Raw genomic sequence first — 18841 nt, 5'->3', positions numbered from 1 at the left:
GTATTCGGCTCGGTCATGATTCTATAGGGGGAGGAAACACCATGCAAAAAAAGTACGGGGTACTTGCTTCTGCGTTGACGCTTACGCTTATGCTCAGCGCATGCAGTGGTGGTAACAGCGGCAATTCGGGCAACGACGGCAACAAAGGGAATGAGGGATCGCCTTCGGCGTCGGCATCGGCCTCGTCTCCGGCCGCGGGCGGCGTCACGGACGATCCGACGGGCGGCGAAAAGGTCACGCTTTCGTTCTGGACGTTGTTCAGCGGCGGAGACGGCGACAACATGCAGGCCATGATCGACCAGTTCAACAAGACGCATCCGAATATCCAGGTCAAAAATACGAAGCTCGAGTGGGGCGAGTACTATACGAAACTGATCACGGCCGTCGGTAACGGCAACGGTCCCGACGTCGGCATCTCCCACACGTCCCGGCTCCCCGATCTGATCGACCAAGGCGTCGTCAGCGAGCTGGACGAGGTCGCATCCGCAACCGGCGTCGACTGGAACACCTTTAACCAAAACCTTCTGAACGCGACGGTCGTGGACGGCGTCCACTACGCGGTGCCGATCGATACCCATCCGTTCATCATGTACTACAACAAAAAGCTGCTGAAGGACGCCGGCCTGCTCGGCGACGACGGCAAGCCCGTGATGGAGCAGTCCGCGGACGGATTCGTGAATTTCCTGGCCCAGCTGAAGGAAAAGCTTCCGAGCAGCGTGACGCCGTTCGCGCTGTCCAATTCGAACGACGATCCTTACCGGCTCTGGTGGGCGCTCTACTCGCAGCTCGGCGGCAACGACGTCGTCGCAGACGATCTGAAGACGGCCGCGCTCGACGCCGACAAAGGCGCCAAAGCCGCTCAATACATTCAAGACCTGTTCACCAAAGGCTACATCAAGAAAAACGACCCGGACTTCTATAAAAACTTCCAAAGCGGCACGGCGGCGATCATGATGACCGGCGTTTGGGCGACCGGCACGTGGGAGTCGACCAAAGGACTCGACTTCGGCGCGATGCCGATTCCGAAAATCTACGATCAGGAAGCGACGTGGGGCGACTCGCACACGATCATCCTGCCCGTCACGAAAAAAGAGGACGAAACGAAGCGCAAGGCCGCGATCGTCTTCGCCAACTATCTCGCCGACAACGGCGCCATCTGGGCTAAGGCGGGCCACATCCCATCGAAGCCATCCGTTATCGAGAGCGCCGAGTTCAAGGCGCTGCCGAATCGCAGCGACTATGCATCCGTAGCCGGCACGGTCAAGTTCAGCAAGCCGTCGACGAAAAACTGGCAGCTCCGCGACAACGTTTCGTTCAAATTCCTGAACGAGGTGTGGGCCGCCAAGATGACGCCGGCCGACGCGATGGCCAAGATGCAGGCGGCTTACCAGAAGCTGCTCGACGAGTAACATCCGCGCTTGAATACCGTTCACGCGAGCTTGCGGCCCTCCGGCCGCAAGCTTGCGGAGCAACGAAGGCAGAGGTGAAGCGCATATGAGAATCAGCAAACGAAGGGCAGACGTGCAGGCGCTGCTGTTCCTTCTCCCGTTCCTGCTCGTCTACTTCCTCTTCACGATCTGGCCGATGCTGAAGGGCGTCCAGATGACGTTCTACAAGTGGACGCTGATCAAGAAGATGAAGTATATCGGCTGGGACAATTACACCCGCATGTTTCAGGATCAAGATTTCTGGGCGTCCATTTGGCACTCCACCTTGTTCGTCATTCTGACGACGCCGACGATGATCGTGCTTGCCATCGTTCTCGCGCTGATCGCCAACCGGCAGTCGCGGCTGCAGAAGTTTTATCGGAGCGTCTTCTTCTTGCCCAGCGTACTTTCCGTCGCCGTCATCTCCTTTCTCGGCCTTTTTATTTTTCAACCGTATACCGGCTTTCTGAATTCGCTGCTCCATCTGATCCAACTGCTGCCGGCCGACCGGGAAGTGTTTTGGCTGTCGGAGCTCGGTCTGTCGTGGGTCGCGCTCACGCTGATCACCCTCTGGTGGACGGTGGGCTTTAACTTCATTCTCTACCTGTCGGCCATGCAGGATATCCCGGACGACATCTTCGAGGCGGCGAAGCTCGACGGCGCGTCGAACAGCCAGATGTTCTGGTCGATCACGCTGCCTTACCTGAAGCCGATTACCAAGACGATCACGATGCTGCAAATCATCGCCTCCTTCAAAGTGTTCTTGCAGATCTACATCATCACCGGCGGCGGACCGCTCGACAAGACGCGTCCGGTTATCCAGTACATTTTCCAGGCCGGCTTCCGCAAAAACGACCTGGGCTATGCCGCGACGATGTCCTACATGCTGTTCGCCATCCTGCTCGTCCTGTCCGCGTTCCAGTATTGGCTTAACAATCGGAAGGAGGCGAACGCGTAATGAAGTGGTTTTACCGGATCGTCTCCTTGTTCGCCGGGCTGCTGTTCGTGACCCCGCTGATCTGGATGCTCGTCGTCTCGGTCAAGAAGGAAGGCATGAAAATCACGTCGCTCGTCGACTGGTTCACGCCGCCGTATTCGCTCGCCGTGTACGACGAAATTCTCCGCACGACGAAGCTTACGAACTGGATTTGGAACAGCTTTTTCGTCGCGATCTGCGTGACGGCGCTGACGGTCGCCTTCGCGGCCATGGCGGGCTTCGTCATGTCGAAGCTGCCATTCCGTTACAAGTCGCTCGTCTTTTTCGTCATTCTAAGCGGTCTTCTGATCCCCGGCGAAGCGGTCATCATTCCGCTCTACCAGGTCGCCAAGGATATGGGGATCCTCAATTCGTATCAAGGACTGATCTTCCCCGCGCTGGCGTCGCCGATGGCCGTCATCGTGCTGAAGAGCTTTTTCGACGGCGTGCCGAACGATCTGCTCGAATCCGTCCAGATCGACGGAGGCGGCACCTGGCGCATCTTTACCTCCATCATGATCCCGCTCACCCGGCCGGCGCTCGCCTCGATGGCGATCCTGACGTTCGTCGGGTCGTGGAATAACTTCCTGTGGCCGTTCCTGTCGGTTACGGACGATCGGTTTTTCACGCTGCCGATGGGAATTCCGACGCTGATGAACCAGTATACGGAAGACTACGTCAAGCCCATGGTCATCAATGCGATCGCTTCCCTTCCGATCATCGTGCTGTTCGTCATCTTCGAGCGGCAGATCGTCAAGGGCGTCAGCCTGTCGGGGATCAAAGGATGAGCACGGATCGCGCAGCTCCCCGTGGGAGGGAGCGGGCGATCGACCTGTTCAAAGGGCTGCTGGTCGTCGGCATGGTGTACTGCCATTCGCTGCAGTTTTTTAGCGATCAGACGATCTATCCCGCCGGGGAGCGCTGGATCGACCTGATCAACTTGATCACGTTTTCCGGCTTCGTGTTCAGCTTCGGCTACGTGTCGCAGCTGGCCTATTACGCCAAGCCGTTCGCGGCGGCGGCGCCCCGGATGCTGCTGACGGCGGGCAAGACGCTGCTCGCTTTTTACGTGTCGGGCACGGCCTTCCGGTTGTTCGTCGACGGGCGCGAGCTGAGCTGGGATACCGTCCGGCCGATTCTGCTCCTGCGGGATATGCCGGGCTGGTCGGAGTTTCTCGCCTCGTTCGCGTATTTGATGATCGTCGGCCTGATCCTGTTCCGCCCGCTCCGGTGGCTGGCGGAACATCCCTGGATCGCGGCGGCGGCGGGTATCCTGCTGCTGACGACGACCTGGATCCCGTATGGCGGCGTCCACGTCCCGCAGCTGGGGCCGCTCCTCGGCACCCGGGACTTCGCTTCGTTCCCGGTGCTGCAGTACTTTCCGTTTTATTTGGCAGGCATGCTGTTCGCCCGCCATCGGGTTGTTTGGAACTGGCGGGTGCTGGCGGGAGCGGCCGTAGCGACGGCCGCTTTCGTTTGGAAAACGTTCGCGGCAGAGGCGCCGGCCTTGCCCGAACGGTTTCCGCCGTCGATCTGGTGGATCGTCGGGCCCGCCCTGATCTTGTACGGCTATTATTTGCTGGCGCGTCTGCTGGACCGCTTTCCGCGGCGGGTTGCGGCGCCGTTGGCCGCGATGGGCCGGAACGTTCTCTGGTTTCTCGTGATGACCAACGTTCTCCTCTTCGCTCTGAAGGGCAACCAAAAAGATCTGCTGCTGAGTACGACGGAGGGAATTTGGCTTGCCCTCGCGTTGCTAAGCCTCGTCGGCTTCAGCGTCTGGATCGTCACCAAGCCGCCGCGCGAGTCCGCCAGGGCGACGGCCGCGACGCGACCATCAGCATGAATTTGCAAAGGAGTAGGTAGTCATGACGACGAATAGACGCGAGGAATACCCGCGGCCGCAGTTCGTGCGGGAACAATGGATGAGCTTGAACGGGGAATGGGCTTTCGCCTTCGACGACGATTCGGTCGGCGAGCGGGAGCGGTGGTACGAAGGGGACGGGCGCCCATTCGACCGCTCGATCCAAGTGCCGTTCTGCTATCAGAGCGAGCTGAGCGGAATCGGCGATTCGTCGTTCCACGACGTCGTCTGGTACCGCCGGACGTTCGCCGTGCCGGCCGATTACGCAGGCAAGCGGCTGCAGCTGCACTTCGGCGCCGTCGACTATGCCGCTCGCGTCTGGGTGAACGGTCGCCTGGCCGCGACCCATGAAGGCGGGCACACGCCCTTTCACGCCGATATCACGGACATCCTGACCGAAGGGGACAACGTCGTCGTCGTGCGGGCGGAGGACTTCAGCAAAGACGTAACGCTCCCCCGGGGCAAGCAATACTGGGAAGAAAAGTCGGCCGGGATTTTCTATACCCGCACGACGGGCATCTGGCAAAGCGTTTGGCTCGAGCCGGTGTCCGGCACGCACATCTCCCGCATTCGGCTGACGCCGGACATCGACCACAACGAGATTAAGCTGCAGTCGTTCCTCTCCGGCGTCTCGGGTCATTCCGACGTTCGCCTTCAGGCGAAGGTGAGCTTCGCCGGCGAGACGGTGTGCAACGACACGTTTAGCGTATCGCGGGAGACCGAGCAGCGGACGATCGGCTTGCACGACTTCAACGACCATTCTCTTGGCCGATGGTGGACGCCGGAACGCCCGAATCTGTACGATCTGGAGCTCGTGCTGCTCGTGGACGGACAACCGGTCGACCGCGTCCGGAGTTATTTCGGCATGCGCAAGATCTCCATCGAGGACGGGGTCGTCCTGCTCAACAACCGTCCTTATTATATGAAGCTGGTGCTCGACCAAGGGTACTTCCCTACGGGCATCCTGACGGCGCCGTCCGACGACGATCTGCGCCGCGACGTCGAACTGACCAAGGAGATGGGCTTCAACGGCGCGCGCAAGCACCAAAAGATCGAAGACCCGCGCTACCTGTACTGGGCCGATCGGCTGGGCCTGCTCGTCTGGGGCGAGATGGCGAACGCCTATCATTTCACCGAGCCGTACGTCGGACGCATCACCCGCGAATGGGTGCAGGCGGTCGAGCGTGACTACAACCACCCGTGCATCGTCGCCTGGGTGCCGCTGAACGAAAGCTGGGGCGTGACGAACATTCTGGTCGATGCGCAGCAGCAGCAGCACGCGCTGGCGCTTTATCACCTGACCAAGTCGCTCGATCCGATGCGTCCGGTCATCTCCAACGACGGCTGGGAGCAGATGAAGACCGACCTCCTCACGATTCACGATTACGAGTGGCGGCGCGAGACGCTCCGGGAGCGGTATGCGACCAAGGAGTCGGCGCTGGCGGCGAAGCCGGCCGGCCGCTGGCTGCTCGTACCGGGCGTGCCGTACGAAGGGCAGCCGATCCTCATGACGGAGTTCGGGGGCATCTCGTTCAAGAAAAGCGACTGGGAAGGCTGGGGTTACTCCGGCGCGAGCGACGAGGAGGACTTCCTCCGGCGGCTCGCCGATGTCGTGCATCCGATGCTGGCGTCGCCGGTCATCCAGGGCTTCTGCTACACCCAGTTGACGGACGTCGAGCAGGAGATCAACGGTCTCTTGACGTACGACCGCCAGCCGAAGGTGCCGCTTTCCGCCATCCGCGAGATCAACGAAGGCAAAGTGCCTTCGACGTCGCCGGCGCCGGTCGCGCAGCGCTAACAGATGATAAAGTAGGAAGGGGCCTTGCGGCTCCTTCTTTTTTTGTTGTGAGTAGGCGAAGAAGCGAGGAGCGTGAAGCGGGAGATTGGGCAGCGGGGCGAGATGTCCGTCGAAACGGGTTAACGCGACGGGGAAGCCGTAAGGAAAGGAGGGGGCGACTGCCAGTCCTAGACTCCTTCTTTGGCGTTCTCGCAGCAATTCGTCTCGAAGAAGACGGCTGCCCCCTCCATCTTGCCGGACATGAGATTAGACGCTTGCGTACAGTTTACGTTCCAGTTTCGGTTCCCGCCGGAGGGGCGAAGATCGTAGCCAGCCGCGACGGGTGAAGCCGTCCGCCCAGGCCGTAATACTCGCAGAAGTTCATGATCAGCGGCTTCCATTTGTCCGGATCGATGTAGTGGTCGTGTCCCTCCATCAGGAGATCCTCGCGGATATGCACGCGTTCGACCTTGACCTCCAGCGCGACGAGGCTGCTGGGCGCTTCGAAAGGGTGCGCTTGAACGAGCTTCGCCTCCAGCTGAACCGGACACTCCGCGACGCGCGGCGCCCGCACCAGCTGCGAAGGCTGCGTGGAAAGGCCGGCGATCCCGAACTTGTCAGGCTCGTAGCGGTAGCCTCGCCCGGCCTTCGTCGGCGGGACGGGATTCCTTCCGGTGTACAAAGCCAGCCTGTCGACCGCAGAGACCCCGTCTTCGGAGGGCAGGTTGAGCACGCATTCCCGCTCTCTCATCAAATTGACTACCGTCTGCGAACGGCTGCTCATACCCAGCATGCAGGAATCGTTCAGCCACCAGGCGGAAGACATCGGAGCGAGATTGCTCGTTCCGTCTTCGTTTCGCGTACTGATGAGCACGACCGGGGTTCCAAAGTACAGAATATTCGGATTTATCGTCTTGTGCATCGCGGGATCGCTCCTCGATCAGATTCGTTTGCGATCTGATTCTATCACAGCCGATCGAGGCATTCGTCCTTTTCCGAGTGGAAGGGCAAGATCCCGAAAAGACGCCGACGGCGCTTGTCCCGTCCCCGGCGCACGTGCGCAAGACGAGCCGTCGGCATCCTCCTCCCGGTCAATCGCCCGGCGCATAGGCCCGCATGTAGGCGATCGTCTCCGCATCGCCTTCGTCGTTGCGGCCTTCGAGCTTTTCGATCATCTCGGTACGTTTTTTATCCGATAAATTTTGCCCGAACTTGAACTTGCCGCTCATCTCTACCGCATCGAGCCGCAGCACCGAGACGCCGCGAAGGGAGGAGGCGTATTTCGGGTCGTCCGCGCGGATCGGCGCGTGTCCGCCTTCCGGCTGCATCTTGGCGAGCAGCGCGGCGAGCGCGGCGGCCTTTTCCGCCGGATCCTCCACCTGCGCAACCGTCCCCCGGATCCGCACCGAACGGAAGTAGACGGTTGCCGGACAGGCCAGATACGGATCGGAGAAATGGGAAGGGATAAACGCGTGCGCCTGATACACGACGAACTCCGCGCGCGGATCGGCCGCCAGTCCGCTCATTTTCTCCCCTTTTTTGCTGCCGTGAAAGTAGACCGCTCCGTTCTCGTACGCATAGTTCAAGGGCACGGCCCTCGGCCACCCGTCCTCGCCCGTAAAGGTCAGCACTCCGTCGTCCCGCCCCCGAAGGAACGCTTCGCACGCCTGCTCGTCGTCGACTTTGAATTCTTTCCGTCGCATGGCAACCACTCCTCTGTCTCGTATGACGATTAGTGTACGACTGTGATTGACAAGCGAAAAGATCCAATTTACATTAAAAACATTGGTCCACTGATTGCGGAAGGAGGAAGGGCGGATGACGTTTCAGGTCCCTTACGCCACGCGGTTGGCGGTATGCGGGAGCAAGCACCTCGCCCTGTACCAGGCGATCCGCGACAGCATCGTTGGCGGCGCCCTGCCGAGCGGAGAGCGGCTCCCGTCGACCCGCCAGCTCGCCGAGCTGTACGGGCTCTCGCGGGGGAGCGTCAGCGTCGCCTACGAGATGCTGGCGGCGGAGGGCTTCGTACGCTCGATCGTCGGTCGGGGTACCTTTGTCGCCGGCGGAACGACGGAGACAGGCCTGACGCTCGCCGCCGCGGATGCGAAGCCGGCAAGCCCGTCCGGCGATGCCGAGCCGGCGTTGTCCGCTTGGGGCAAGCGGATGATGCAAGCTACCTTGCGCGAGCCCGGCGGCGCAGCCGAACGTTCCTCCGCAGCGGAGGCGGAGAAAATCTCGTTCGTGCCGCGCGGCATCGGCGAGCAGTGGTTTCCCTGGATGGAGTGGAAGGCATCCGTCACCGCCCAGTGGAAGCGGCTCGGCCCGGGTGAGTCGGACGAACGGTTTGTTACCGAGGGCAGCGAGGAGCTGCGCCGCGCGATCGCAGGCCGTCTCGGCAGGGAGCGGGGAATCGCCTGCGCCGCCGAAGACATCGTCATCACGGGCGGTTCGATGCAGGCGATCGCGCTGCTGAGCCAACTGCTCGTCGAGTCGGGCGATACGGTGGTGACCGAGGATCCGTGCTATCCCGGCATCCGGCAAGCGGTGCTCTCCAGCGGCGCTTCGCTCGTGACGGAGCCGGTCGACCGGCAGGGCATCGTCCCTCAGGATTGGGAGGCGCGGATGCTCTTCGTCACGCCGACCCGTCAGTTCCCGACGGGGGCGGTGCTGACGTTCGAGCGCCGGCTGGCGCTCCTCGACTGGGCGTCGCGCCGCAACGCCTGGATCGTCGAGGACGACTACGACAGCGACTTCCGCTGGGGCGGGCGTCCGATCGAGCCGCTCAAGTCGCTTGACCGCGGAGGACGGGTCATCTATGTCGGGTCCTTCTCGCGGTCGATGCGGAGAGAGATTCGGATCGGCTACGCGGTGCTGCCCCGTTCGCTGCGGGAGCCCTTCATCCGCGCCAAGCGGCTCTACGATCCGTATCCAGAGGGAATCGCGGAGCAGCGGGCGCTCGCGGGGTGGATGCATAGCGGCGGCTACGACCGCCATCTGCGGCGGATGAGGCGGCTTTTTCACAAACGGTATGAGCTGCTCAAAGCCGGCTTGTCGCGCGGGTTGGCTGCGCTGTTCGAGGTGCATCCGGCGGATGCGGGGCTGCTTCTGTACGCCAGATGGCGGGCGGACCCTGCGGATTACGACCGGCTCAAGGCGCGCTGCCGGACCTACGGCGCCGCCTGGGGGGACGGCGCGAAATACGCTGCCGCAGGTCGGGAATCGGGTCTGTCCGTCGTGTTCGGCTTCGCCCATCTGGGCGAGGAGGACATCGCCGAAGGGCTGTCCCGCATCCGGCGGGCCGCCGCCGATCTTGGGCTGCTTTCCGGCAACGAAACGAAAGGCGAGAGGAGAGACGGGGGACATGCTGCACGCCGCACCGGAATCGTTTGAACTGAAGACCGCGCTCGCAAAGATCGTCTGCGAGCCGGGATGGAAATGGCAGAAACGCGAAAAGCCGCTCGCCAATTACGATCTGTTCTATGTATGGAGCGGGGAGGGCGAAGTTTTTCTGAACGACAAGCCGTATGCGGTCGGCAAAGGAAGCTGCTTTCTGTTCCGGCCGGGCGACCATACGAGCGCCACGCACAACCCGCAAAAACCGCTCGTCCTCACGTACATTCATTTTGACGTGTCCGGGCCCGTCACGGAGATCCCGAAGCCGTATCGCGTGCTGGAGGACCCGTTCGAGTTCGAGCATCTGCTATCGCGCTATGTCCGGCTCTTTCTGGTGGAGACGTACGCGGCCGAAGAGGAAGCGCGCCTGATCCTCAAGCAGCTCGTCATCCAGCTTCTGCGCCACGACCGGGAAGAGCCGGTCGAGCGCAAGGCGAGCAACCAGCTGACGGAGAGCATCCACGAGGTGGCGAACTACATTCGACAGCATCCCGGCGTTCCCCATCGCGTCGACGACCTGGCCGCACGGGCGGGACTGTCGTCCAGGTACTTCTCGATCAAGTTCAAGGAGCTGATCGGCGTGTCCGTGCAAACCTACATGATCCGTACCCGGATCGAACGCGCCCAGTACCTGCTCGTCCATGCGGGAATGAACGTGACCGAGGTCGCCGACGCGCTGGGCTATCGCGATATTTTCTTCTTCAGCCGGCAATTCAAGCAATATACGGGCAAAAGCCCGTCCGAGATCCGCTGAAGCGGACGGACGGAGCGCTTGCCCGGCGCAAAGAGGCGCCCCGCGGCCGATTGGCCGCGCGGGCGCCTTTTTGACGATGTGTCGCCGAAATCGATTTTTCTTGGACGGCTGCCTTCGAGCTATCCCTGGTCCTCCGTCGGGCGGATCAGATCGCCAAGGCGCTGCCCCATCTTCACACTGTCCCCCGGCCTCAGATCCGTCCGGGGCGCGCAGGTATCCTCTTCCGTCAGCAGGACGACCGTCGATCCGAATTCGAAATAGGCCAGTTCCTGGCCTCGTTCCAGCTCCTTCGGCTTCGGGTCGACGTATTGGATGCTGCTCACATTCAGGGCACCGACTTTGACGACCGCGACTTCGCCGTCTTCGTGGCGGATGTACGTCACGAGCCGTTCGTTGCGGGACAAGACGCGGCGCATCTTGGTAAGACCGAACTCGTTGACGGGGTATACGCGGCCCGGCACGTGCTCCGTCTCGACGATCGTCCCCGCGCACGGCGAATGAATCCGGTGATAATCGGTAGGGCTCAGATAGAGCACCCAATAGAAGCCGTTGCGGTACTGTCCCGCGCGGGGCGAGCCGTTCAGCAGCTCCTGCAGGGTATAGTCTTGTCCCTTAACCTGAAGCAGCAGCCCGTCCTTCACGGGACCGCATGCCGTAATTTTCGCGTCGACGGGGCTGACGAGCGCGTCCGTTCCCGGATCGATCGGCCGTCGGCCCGGCGCGAGGCGCCTCGTAAAAAATTCGTTCAGCGAGCCGTACGCTTCGATCGCCTTCTCCGCCTCCTCCACCGGAATGCGGTAGGCGGCCGCGAAGCGGGGAATGAAGCGGCGGCTCATCGTCGACTTGGCGAAACGTCCCGTCAGGCGGGACACGAATTTGCGCGAAGACAATTCCGTCATGGCGCGCAGCAGCCAACGGTCCATTCGGTTTGGCCACTCCTTTGCCTCATATATATTCCTGGGTACGGGCATGGCGCGTCCGCAGGGGGCGCGACCCGGTCGACCCTAAGTGTGACATATCGGCTTCAAAAGTTCAATATGCGGCGCGCGATCGCCTTGCCCAAGCCTCCCGCGGCAGGGTACTTGCCGTGCCAGTCCCATTAGCGGCTGTGTATGCTGTGAGGACTTTACACGTAAGGGGTGCAGACATGATCAAAGCGGCATTCGTTACGCCCGGAGGGTATCCGGTCCCGAGTCCCCGCGGCGGATCGGTGGAGCGGGTCGTCGAGCACTTCGTCCCGCATCTGACGGGAAGCGTGCGGGCGCGGATCTACGGCCGCATCGGCCGGGGCTTGTCCGCCCGCGGCATTCATCGCGGCGTCCCGTGCGAGCGATTCCCCGCCGCCGACAAATCGGCGTATCTGAAGCGCGTCATACGGCGGCTCGAGGCGTACCGCCCCGACGTGATCGAAGTGGAGAACCGGCCGCTGTACGCGCGGCAGCTCAAGCGGCGATTCCCGCAGGCGCAGGTATGGCTGCATCTGCATTCCAATACGTTCGTTGCCAAGTCCGTCATCGCGCCGAAGACGCTTCGGGCGTGCGTCCGGGCGGCCGACCGGATTCTCGTCAACAGCCGCTATCTGGAGCAAGACGTGCTGCGCAGGGTCCCCTCGGCCGTGGGCAAGATCGGGATTGTTTACCCGGGCGTCGAAGCGGAACGGTTCATCGGGCAAGACGGCACCGAGGAGCGGCGGCTGCGCGGCTGGACGGGACGGCGTATCGTCTTGTACGTCGGGCGGCTCATCCCGCTGAAGGGGGTGCACCATCTGCTGGAGGCGCTCCCGGACATCGTGCGAGCCGTGCCGAACACGCTGCTCGTCATCGTGGGGAGCGCGTCCTACGGCTCGAACCGGGAAACGGCCTACGTGCGCCGTCTGCGCCGCCTCGCCAAGCCGCTCCGCCGGCACGTGCACTTCGAGCCGTACGTCTCTCACATTGACATCCCCCGCTGGTTCGCGATGGCCGACGCGGCGGTCGTACCGTCGACCCGCAGGGAGGCGTTCGGGCTTGTCAACGTGGAGGCGATGGCCGCCGGCCTGCCGGTCGTCGCGACGCGCGTGGGCGGCATCGCGGAGATCGTTGCAGACGGAGAGACCGGCTTTTTGGTCGACCCGGGAAATATCCGCGCCGGGCTGTCGTCGTCGCTCGTCCGGCTGCTGCAGGATGAACCGTTGCGTAGGATGATGGGGAAACTCGGGAGGGAGCGGGCGCTGCGGCACTTCACCTGGCGGCAGACGGCGGAGCGGTGGCTCCGGGAGCTGGGCGCGGGCTTCGGGCAGGAGGCGCTCCCGGCTCCGGCGGATGGTCCGGGGTTATTCCGTTGAAGACGAAGTTTTGCGTGTTTGGGATTGCCGCTCCCTTCCTTCGCGCGGAAGGGGGCTTTTTGGCGTTTCGGCATCCGCTGGCGGATAACCGGAAACCGATCGGACGCGAACGGAAAAGCCAGAGCCGCAGCAGGCCTTGTTTGACATGCTGCAGCTCTGGCGGTAAGGGGATCGCGGGGCGATCATCAGCGTCAGATCGGGTCGCCGAAGACGGTCGTATAGAGCAGGTAAGCGTTCAGGACCATAATGACGACGGCGATCGTCCAAGCGGTAACCTTCAGCCACGGACGGTTGACGAACGGTCCCATTTTGGCTTTGCTCGAGGTGAACTTCACGAGCGGAACGACGGCGAAGGAGAGCTGCAGGGACAGGATGACCTGGCTTAGGATAAGCAGATCGGTCGTCCCTTTCTCGCCGTACAGCGCCGTGACGATGACGGCAGGGATGATCGCGATGAGGCGGGTGATCAAACGGCGGAGCCACGGCTTCATCCGCATGTTCAGGAAGCCTTCCATGACGATCTGGCCAGCCAGTGTCCCCGTCAAGGTCGAGTTTTGGCCGGAAGCGAGCAGCGCGACGCCGAACAGCACCGAGGCGATTGTCGTGCCCAACACCGGCGTGAGCAGCCGGTAAGCCTCCCCGATCTCCGCGACCTCGGAGTGGCCCGTCGTGTGAAACGAAGCGGCGGCGACGATGAGGATGGCCGCATTGATGAACAGCGCGAAGCAGAGCGCGATGGTGGAATCCCATGTCGCGAATCGGATCGCCTGGCGCTTGCCGAGTTCCGTTTGCTCGTATTGGCGCGTCTGCACGATGGAAGAGTGCAAATACAGATTGTGCGGCATGACCGTCGCCCCGAGGATGCCGATCGCGATATAAAGCATGCTGGGGTTCGTGATGATTTGCCCGCTCGGGATGAAGCCTTTGGCGATGCCGCCCATCGAAGGATGAGACATGACGAGCACGATGGCGAAGCAAAGTCCGATCACGACGATGAGGGCGATGACGAACGCCTCTAGATAGCGGAATCCCTTGTTCTGCAGCAACAGGATCAGCAGCACGTCAAACGAAGTGAGCAGCACGCCGTAGACGAGCGGGATGCCGAACAGCAGATTGAGTGCGATGGCTGCCCCGATGACCTCGGCCAGGTCGCAAGCCGCGATCGCGAGCTCGCAGAGGATCCACAGGCCGAACGAGACGGGCTTGCTGTAGTGGTCCCGGCAGGCTTGCGCCAAGTCGCGGCCGGTCACGATGCCGAGTTTGCCGGACAGCGCTTGGAGCACGACGGCCATCAGGTTGGACAGCAGGATGACGGATAGCAGCGTGTAGCCGAACTGGGAGCCGCCCGCCAGGTCCGTCGCCCAGTTGCCGGGGTCCATATACCCGACGGCGACGAGGTACCCCGGGCCCGCAAAAGCCAGGAATTTGCGAAGCGTCGAGCCCTTTTTCGGTACGCGCATCGAACGGTAGGCTTCCGGCAGCGACGGCGTATTCCCGCGTCCGCGCCAGCTTTGCCGATAGTCTGCATTGACGATCGGTTTTTCTTGCATACGAATCACCTCTATCTAATATCTGGTGTTGTTTTAAGCAACAAGTTTGGCGTACAAGACATAAAGTTGCATCAGTGCAAACTTTTTCGCTGGTTCTAATATACGCTCGAATGCGGCGTTTGTAAACCGGGAAATTTCCTCTCCCGCCGTCCGTGACACGCCCATGGGTGATTGCATATGATGCAGGAGGTTTACACCCAGGGAAGGGAGACGGACATGAAAAAACCGAGCAAATCGCGCAAATCGCGCCGACCGCTCTATTATGTAGACAATCCGGACAATCAAGAACTGAAATGGCTGGATGACGAGCAGCGGACGGAACAAGATGACAAGCCGATCGGCCTGCACGGGTCGGCCGCAATGGCGAATCGGACGGACGAACCGCCGGCGGCAAGCGTCGAACGGGCGGGCCACAAGTCCGCCAAACGCGGAGGAACGGGAACGGCGCCCTTCTCGCCTTCGCGCAAAAGAGCCGCCAATGCCAAACCGGGCGTGGCCGCCGCCGAGCAGAGACCCCGTCTGGCGAATGACAGCCCCTTGGCCCGGCAGCCGCGGCAGGCGCCGGATGGACAGGCGAGAGAGACCGGGGAATCCCCTTCGCAGGCTACGATGGCAACTCAGGAGATCGTAGCGGTCTCCGAAACGGCCGGCCAGGTCGAACCGGTACAGGCCGATGCGCTCATGGCGATGCTGACGGAGGAGCACCGGCCGCCGCAGACGCTTGCAAACGATGAAGACTCAGGGCGCCTGGCCCGTTACCTCAAGCTGACGGAGAAAAAGCTGCCCGCCAGCGCCAAGCCGCTCGTATATACGGACGACCTGGCGGACGAATCCGTCGTGAGCGAGAAGCTTGCACCTTATGCGATCCGTCCCCATCACTTCGCCAACGACGCCGTGACGACGTCTTCGCTCGCCGACTACGCGGTGACGCCGATCAAACTGGCGGATCAAGCGGTCACGTCCTCCAAGATCGCGCCCGAGTCGATCACGGGAGATCACCTTACCCGCAACGCCATATCCGGCCAAAAGATCCGCGACCGCTCCATCACGGGCGAAAAGATTAAGGACGGCAGCATCTCGTCCGAGAAGCTCGCGGACCGGATCATCAGCGCCGACAAACTCGCCGAAGGGTCGATCCAGCCCAAACATCTGAGCCTGTCGATCATTACCCCGGAGCTGCTTCAGGATCAGGCCATCACGTCGGAGAAAATTCGCAACGGCACGATCCGGACGGAGAACCTGGCGCACGAGAGCGTCGACACCTCCAAGCTCGCGGACGGGGCGGTCACCGCCGACAAGCTGCGCGACCAAGCGGTGACGTCCGACAAGCTCGGACCGGGGACGGTCACGTCCGAGCATCTGCAGAAGGGGCTTATCCTCGCCGAGCATGTCGCCCTGGGGGCGTTGCTGGGAAAGCATCTCGCTCCGCAAGCCGTTACCGACGCGCAGCTCGCGAACGGCGCCGTCGGGACTGCGGCGCTTGCGGACGGGGCTGTTCATGGCGGCAAACTGGCCGAACGATCCGTCGAATCGGTTCATTTAAGACCGGCTTCCGTACGCGCCAGTCATCTCGCTGACGGCGCGGTCGAGGCGCGGCATCTGGCGGACGGAGCGATCGACTCGGCCAGACTTGCGGAGCACGCGGTGCTCACCTCGCATTTGGCCGATCAGTCGGTCACCTCGGGGAAGCTTGCGGACGGCAGCGTGGATGCCGCCAAGCTGGCGCCCGGATCCGTGGGCACCCAGGCGATCCGGGAGGCGTCGATCACGACCGAGCTGCTCGCGCCTTCCGCCGTCGGTGACAGGCAAATCGGCGTCCGGTCGATCTATCCGCATCACCTGGCCGACCATCTGATCACCTCCCAGAAGCTCGCGACGGAGTGCGTTTCGACCGACAAGCTGGTGGATCATGCCGTAACCTCTTCCAAGCTTGGCATCGCCAGCGTGACCGCGGAGAAGCTCGCGCCCGCCGCGGTGAGCGCCGAGGCGCTGGCGGACGGCGCCGTATCCGGCCGGACGCTCTCCGAAGGAACGGTAAAGGCGGTTCATCTGGCCGACGACAGCGTCGGAGCGCGCTCCCTTAGCAAGGGGGCGGTCACCACATCGAAGCTGGCGGATCTAAGCGTAACGGCCGCCAAGCTGGCGGCGAAAGCCGTAACGCGGGCGGCGCTCGCGGAGGGCGTCGTCACGGGCGAAGCGCTGGCGGGCGCATCCGTGTCGTTCGAGCATCTGACGGCGAACAGCGTCGGTACCGACGCCCTGATCGATCAGGCGGTGACTGGGAAAAAACTCGCCGACGGCTCCGTAACCGAATCGAAGCTGTCGCCGGGCATCGTCGCTGCCCGGCATTTGCAGCCTGCAAGCGTCGAAGACGTCGCGCTCGCGGACGGCGCCGTCTCGGAGGCAAAGCTGGCGAGCGGCAGCGTCACCCGCGACAAGCTGGCCCGCAAGCTTATCGGCAGCGAGCATCTGGAACCGGGGAGCGTCGGAGAAGAACATTTGCAGCCGGAGTCGGTCCAAGGCGAGCATCTGCGCAAAGGAACGGTATCGGTCCGCCATCTTGCCCCCGATCTGCTCCAGATCGCGATCGCGGCCGAAAGCCAGATCGACGCGGAACGGCTCGGCACCGGCGCGGTAACGGCGGTGCATATTCGCAAAGGGGCGGTCGTCGCCAGCAAGTTGGCCGACGGCAGCGTTGTCGAGGCGAAGCTCGCAAAGGAGAGCGTCACGACGGAGAAGCTCGCCCCGGAAAGCGTGAAGACGGCGCAGCTCGCGCAAGGCAGCGTCACGACCGATCGTCTGGCGGACGGCTCCGTGACGGGCGACAAACTCGCCCCGGGAAGCGTCGCAGCCGACCGGCTCGCCGATGGCAGCGTCACGGCGGAAAAGCTGGCCGAGGAGAGCGTCGTCGCCGCGAAGTTGGCGAGGAGGAGTGTCACCGAGGAGAAGCTCGCGCCGGGAAGCGTCGGCATCCGGCAACTGCAGCCGGGGGCGATCGCGGGCGACCATCTGCAAGCTGAGGCGGTCGGACTGCACCATTTGACGGAAGAGCTGCAGGGCGCGATGTTCATGGCCGTAAGCGAGATCGATACGAAGCGGCTGGCGCGCGCGGCGGTCGGCGAGACGGAACTCGCAGCCGGGGCGGTGACGGAAAGCCGGCTGGCTGCGAACAGCGTGACGAGCGCCAAGTTGGCGAAGGCGAGCGTGACGGCCGAGAAGCTAGCCTCCGGCAGCGTCGGCGGCGAGCAGATCAAGGACGGCGCGATCGGACGCGGCCATCTGGCCGAAAGCAGCATCATCGCATCGAAGCTCGCCGAAGGCAGCGTTATCGCGTCGAAGCTGGCGGACGGCAGCGTCACATCGGCAAAGCTGACCGACGGCCACGTGACGACGGAGAAGCTGGCGGACGGCGGCGTGACGGGCGAGAAGCTGGCGGATGGCGGTGTGACGGCGTCGAAGCTGGCGGAAGGCAGCGTGACTACGCCGAAGTTGGCGGACGGCAGCGTGACGGCGTCGAAGTTGGCGGACGGGAGCGTGGCAAGCAAGCAGTTGGCGGACTGCGGCGTGACGACGGAGAAGCTCGCTGACGGCGCCGTGACGACGGAGAAGCTGACGGACGGCAGCATAACGGCGTCGAAGCTGGCGGACGACGGCGTGACGACGGAGAAGCTGGCGGACGGCAACGTGACGACGGAGAAGCTGGCGGACGGCAACGTGACGACGTGGAAGCTGGCGGACGGCGGCGTGACGACGGAGAAGCTGGCGGACGGCGGCGTGACGACGGAGAAGCTGGCGGATGGCGGCGTGACGGCGGAGAAGCTGGCGGACGGCAGCGTGACGACGGAGAAGCTGGCGGACGGCGGCGTGACGGCGGAGAAGCTGGCGGACGGCAGCGTGGCGAGCGGGCAGTTGGCGGACGGCAGTGTGACGGCGGAGAAGCTGGCGGATGGCGGCGTGACGACGGAGAAGCTGGCGGATGGCGGCGTGACCGAGACAAAGCTGGCGGACGGCAGCGTGACGGAGGCGAAGCTGGTTGAAGGCAACGTGACGACGGAGAAGCTGGCGGACGGCGCCGTCATCGAGGCGAAGCTCGCGGAAAACAGCGTCACGTCGGTGAAGTTGGCGGAAAGCAGCGTCACGGCGGTAAAGCTGGCGGACGGAAACGTCACCTCCGCGAAGCTGGCGGACGGCCATGTGACCGAGGCAAAGCTGGCGGACGGGAGCGTCACGTCGGTGAAACTGGCGGATGGCAGCGTCACGGCCGGTCGTCTGGCCCACGGAAGCGTAACGAGCGACAAGCTCGCGTTCGGCAGCGTGACGGAAGCGAAGCTGGCGGAAGGCAGTGTCACGGAAGCGAAGCTGGCCCACGGCAGCGTAACGGGCGACAAACTCGCGTTCGGAAGTGTGACGGAGACGAATTTAGCGGAAGGCAGCGTGACGGAAGCGAAGCTGGCGGGCGGCAGCGTGACGGGCGATAAGCTCGCGTCCGGTAGCGTGACGGAGACGAATCTGGCGGATGGCAGCGTGACGGAAGCGAAGCTGGCGGACGGCAGCGTAACCGGCGACAAGCTGGCGGACGGCAGCGTAACCGGCGACAAGCTTGCGTCCGGCACCGTGACTGGAACGAATCTGGCGGAAGGTAGCGTAACGTCGGCGAACCTGGCGGATGGCAGCGTGACGGAAGCGAAGCTGGCGGGCGGCAGTGTAACGGGCGACAAGCTCGCGTCCGGTAGCGTGACGGAGACGATTCTGGCGGATGGCAGCGTAACGGAAGCGAAGC

General features: G+C 63.0%; 12 protein-coding genes and 1 pseudogene. 9 read left to right on the top strand and 4 right to left on the bottom strand.

The window, feature by feature from the left end; all coding sequences use genetic code 11:
- The first annotated feature begins 41 nt into the window (after positions 1-41).
- The 5 genes from LKX83_RS30065 to LKX83_RS30045 all read left to right on the top strand — a co-directional run bounded on the left by LKX83_RS30065 (position 42) and on the right by LKX83_RS30045 (position 6062).
- Positions 42-1409 carry an ABC transporter substrate-binding protein gene (locus LKX83_RS30065; protein ID WP_227886645.1) on the top strand — a complete coding sequence of 456 codons (1368 nt, stop codon included), beginning with the start codon at positions 42-44 and terminating at the stop codon, positions 1407-1409.
- An 85-nt stretch (positions 1410-1494) separates the two neighbouring features.
- Positions 1495-2385 (top strand): carbohydrate ABC transporter permease, encoded by an 891-nt coding sequence (locus LKX83_RS30060; protein WP_227886644.1) that lies wholly within the window; start codon positions 1495-1497, stop codon positions 2383-2385.
- Positions 2385-3191 (top strand): carbohydrate ABC transporter permease, encoded by an 807-nt coding sequence (locus LKX83_RS30055; RefSeq protein WP_227886642.1) that lies wholly within the window; start codon positions 2385-2387, stop codon positions 3189-3191. The genes LKX83_RS30060 and LKX83_RS30055 overlap by 1 nt, the downstream gene beginning before the upstream one ends.
- Complete coding sequence (locus LKX83_RS30050; RefSeq protein ID WP_227886639.1) at positions 3188-4246, top strand: acyltransferase; 1059 nt, start codon at positions 3188-3190, stop codon at positions 4244-4246. The genes LKX83_RS30055 and LKX83_RS30050 overlap by 4 nt, the downstream gene beginning before the upstream one ends.
- Positions 4247-4268: 22 nt before the next feature.
- A complete protein-coding gene (locus LKX83_RS30045; protein WP_227886638.1) occupies positions 4269-6062 on the top strand; it encodes a glycoside hydrolase family 2 protein in 1794 nt (597 codons plus the stop codon).
- Between the two features lie 265 nt (positions 6063-6327).
- Here the strand turns inward: LKX83_RS30045 and LKX83_RS30040 are convergent, their stop codons facing one another.
- Positions 6328-6963, bottom strand: coding sequence for a flavin reductase family protein (locus LKX83_RS30040; protein ID WP_227886636.1), 636 nt, complete (start codon positions 6961-6963; stop codon positions 6328-6330).
- 169 nt (positions 6964-7132) lie between these two features.
- Complete coding sequence (locus tag LKX83_RS30035; protein WP_227886634.1) at positions 7133-7744, bottom strand: pyridoxamine 5'-phosphate oxidase family protein; 612 nt, start codon at positions 7742-7744, stop codon at positions 7133-7135.
- A 115-nt stretch (positions 7745-7859) separates the two neighbouring features.
- Here LKX83_RS30035 and pdxR point away from each other — a divergent pair, with 115 nt between their 5' ends.
- Positions 7860-9431, top strand: coding sequence for a MocR-like pyridoxine biosynthesis transcription factor PdxR (gene pdxR, locus LKX83_RS30030; RefSeq protein ID WP_227886631.1), 1572 nt, complete (start codon positions 7860-7862; stop codon positions 9429-9431).
- Entirely contained in the window at positions 9403-10188 is a 786-nt protein-coding gene (locus tag LKX83_RS30025; protein ID WP_227886629.1) for a helix-turn-helix domain-containing protein, read from the top strand. The genes pdxR and LKX83_RS30025 overlap by 29 nt, the downstream gene beginning before the upstream one ends.
- Before the next feature lie 119 nt (positions 10189-10307).
- Here LKX83_RS30025 and asd read toward each other — a convergent pair whose 3' ends face one another.
- On the bottom strand, positions 10308-11111 hold the full coding sequence (gene asd / locus LKX83_RS30020) for an archaetidylserine decarboxylase (RefSeq protein WP_227886628.1): 804 nt from the start codon (positions 11109-11111) through the stop codon (positions 10308-10310).
- A gap of 224 nt (positions 11112-11335) precedes the next feature.
- Between asd and LKX83_RS30015 the strand changes: the two genes are divergently transcribed.
- Positions 11336-12511 carry a glycosyltransferase family 4 protein gene (locus LKX83_RS30015; RefSeq protein ID WP_227886626.1) on the top strand — a complete coding sequence of 392 codons (1176 nt, stop codon included), beginning with the start codon at positions 11336-11338 and terminating at the stop codon, positions 12509-12511.
- A gap of 191 nt (positions 12512-12702) precedes the next feature.
- Here the strand turns inward: LKX83_RS30015 and LKX83_RS30010 are convergent, their stop codons facing one another.
- Positions 12703-14061, bottom strand: coding sequence for an Nramp family divalent metal transporter (locus LKX83_RS30010; protein WP_227886624.1), 1359 nt, complete (start codon positions 14059-14061; stop codon positions 12703-12705).
- Positions 14062-14277: 216 nt separating this feature from the next.
- Between LKX83_RS30010 and LKX83_RS34760 the strand changes: the two are divergent.
- Positions 14278-18841: pseudogene (locus LKX83_RS34760) on the top strand (hypothetical protein); the annotation flags it as partial.

This window comes from Cohnella baijiui (genome assembly GCF_020731285.1).
GTDB lineage: Bacteria > Bacillota > Bacilli > Paenibacillales > Paenibacillaceae > Cohnella.
The sequence above is the reverse complement of the archived record's forward strand: the minus strand, read 5'-3'. Positions and strand labels throughout refer to the sequence as shown.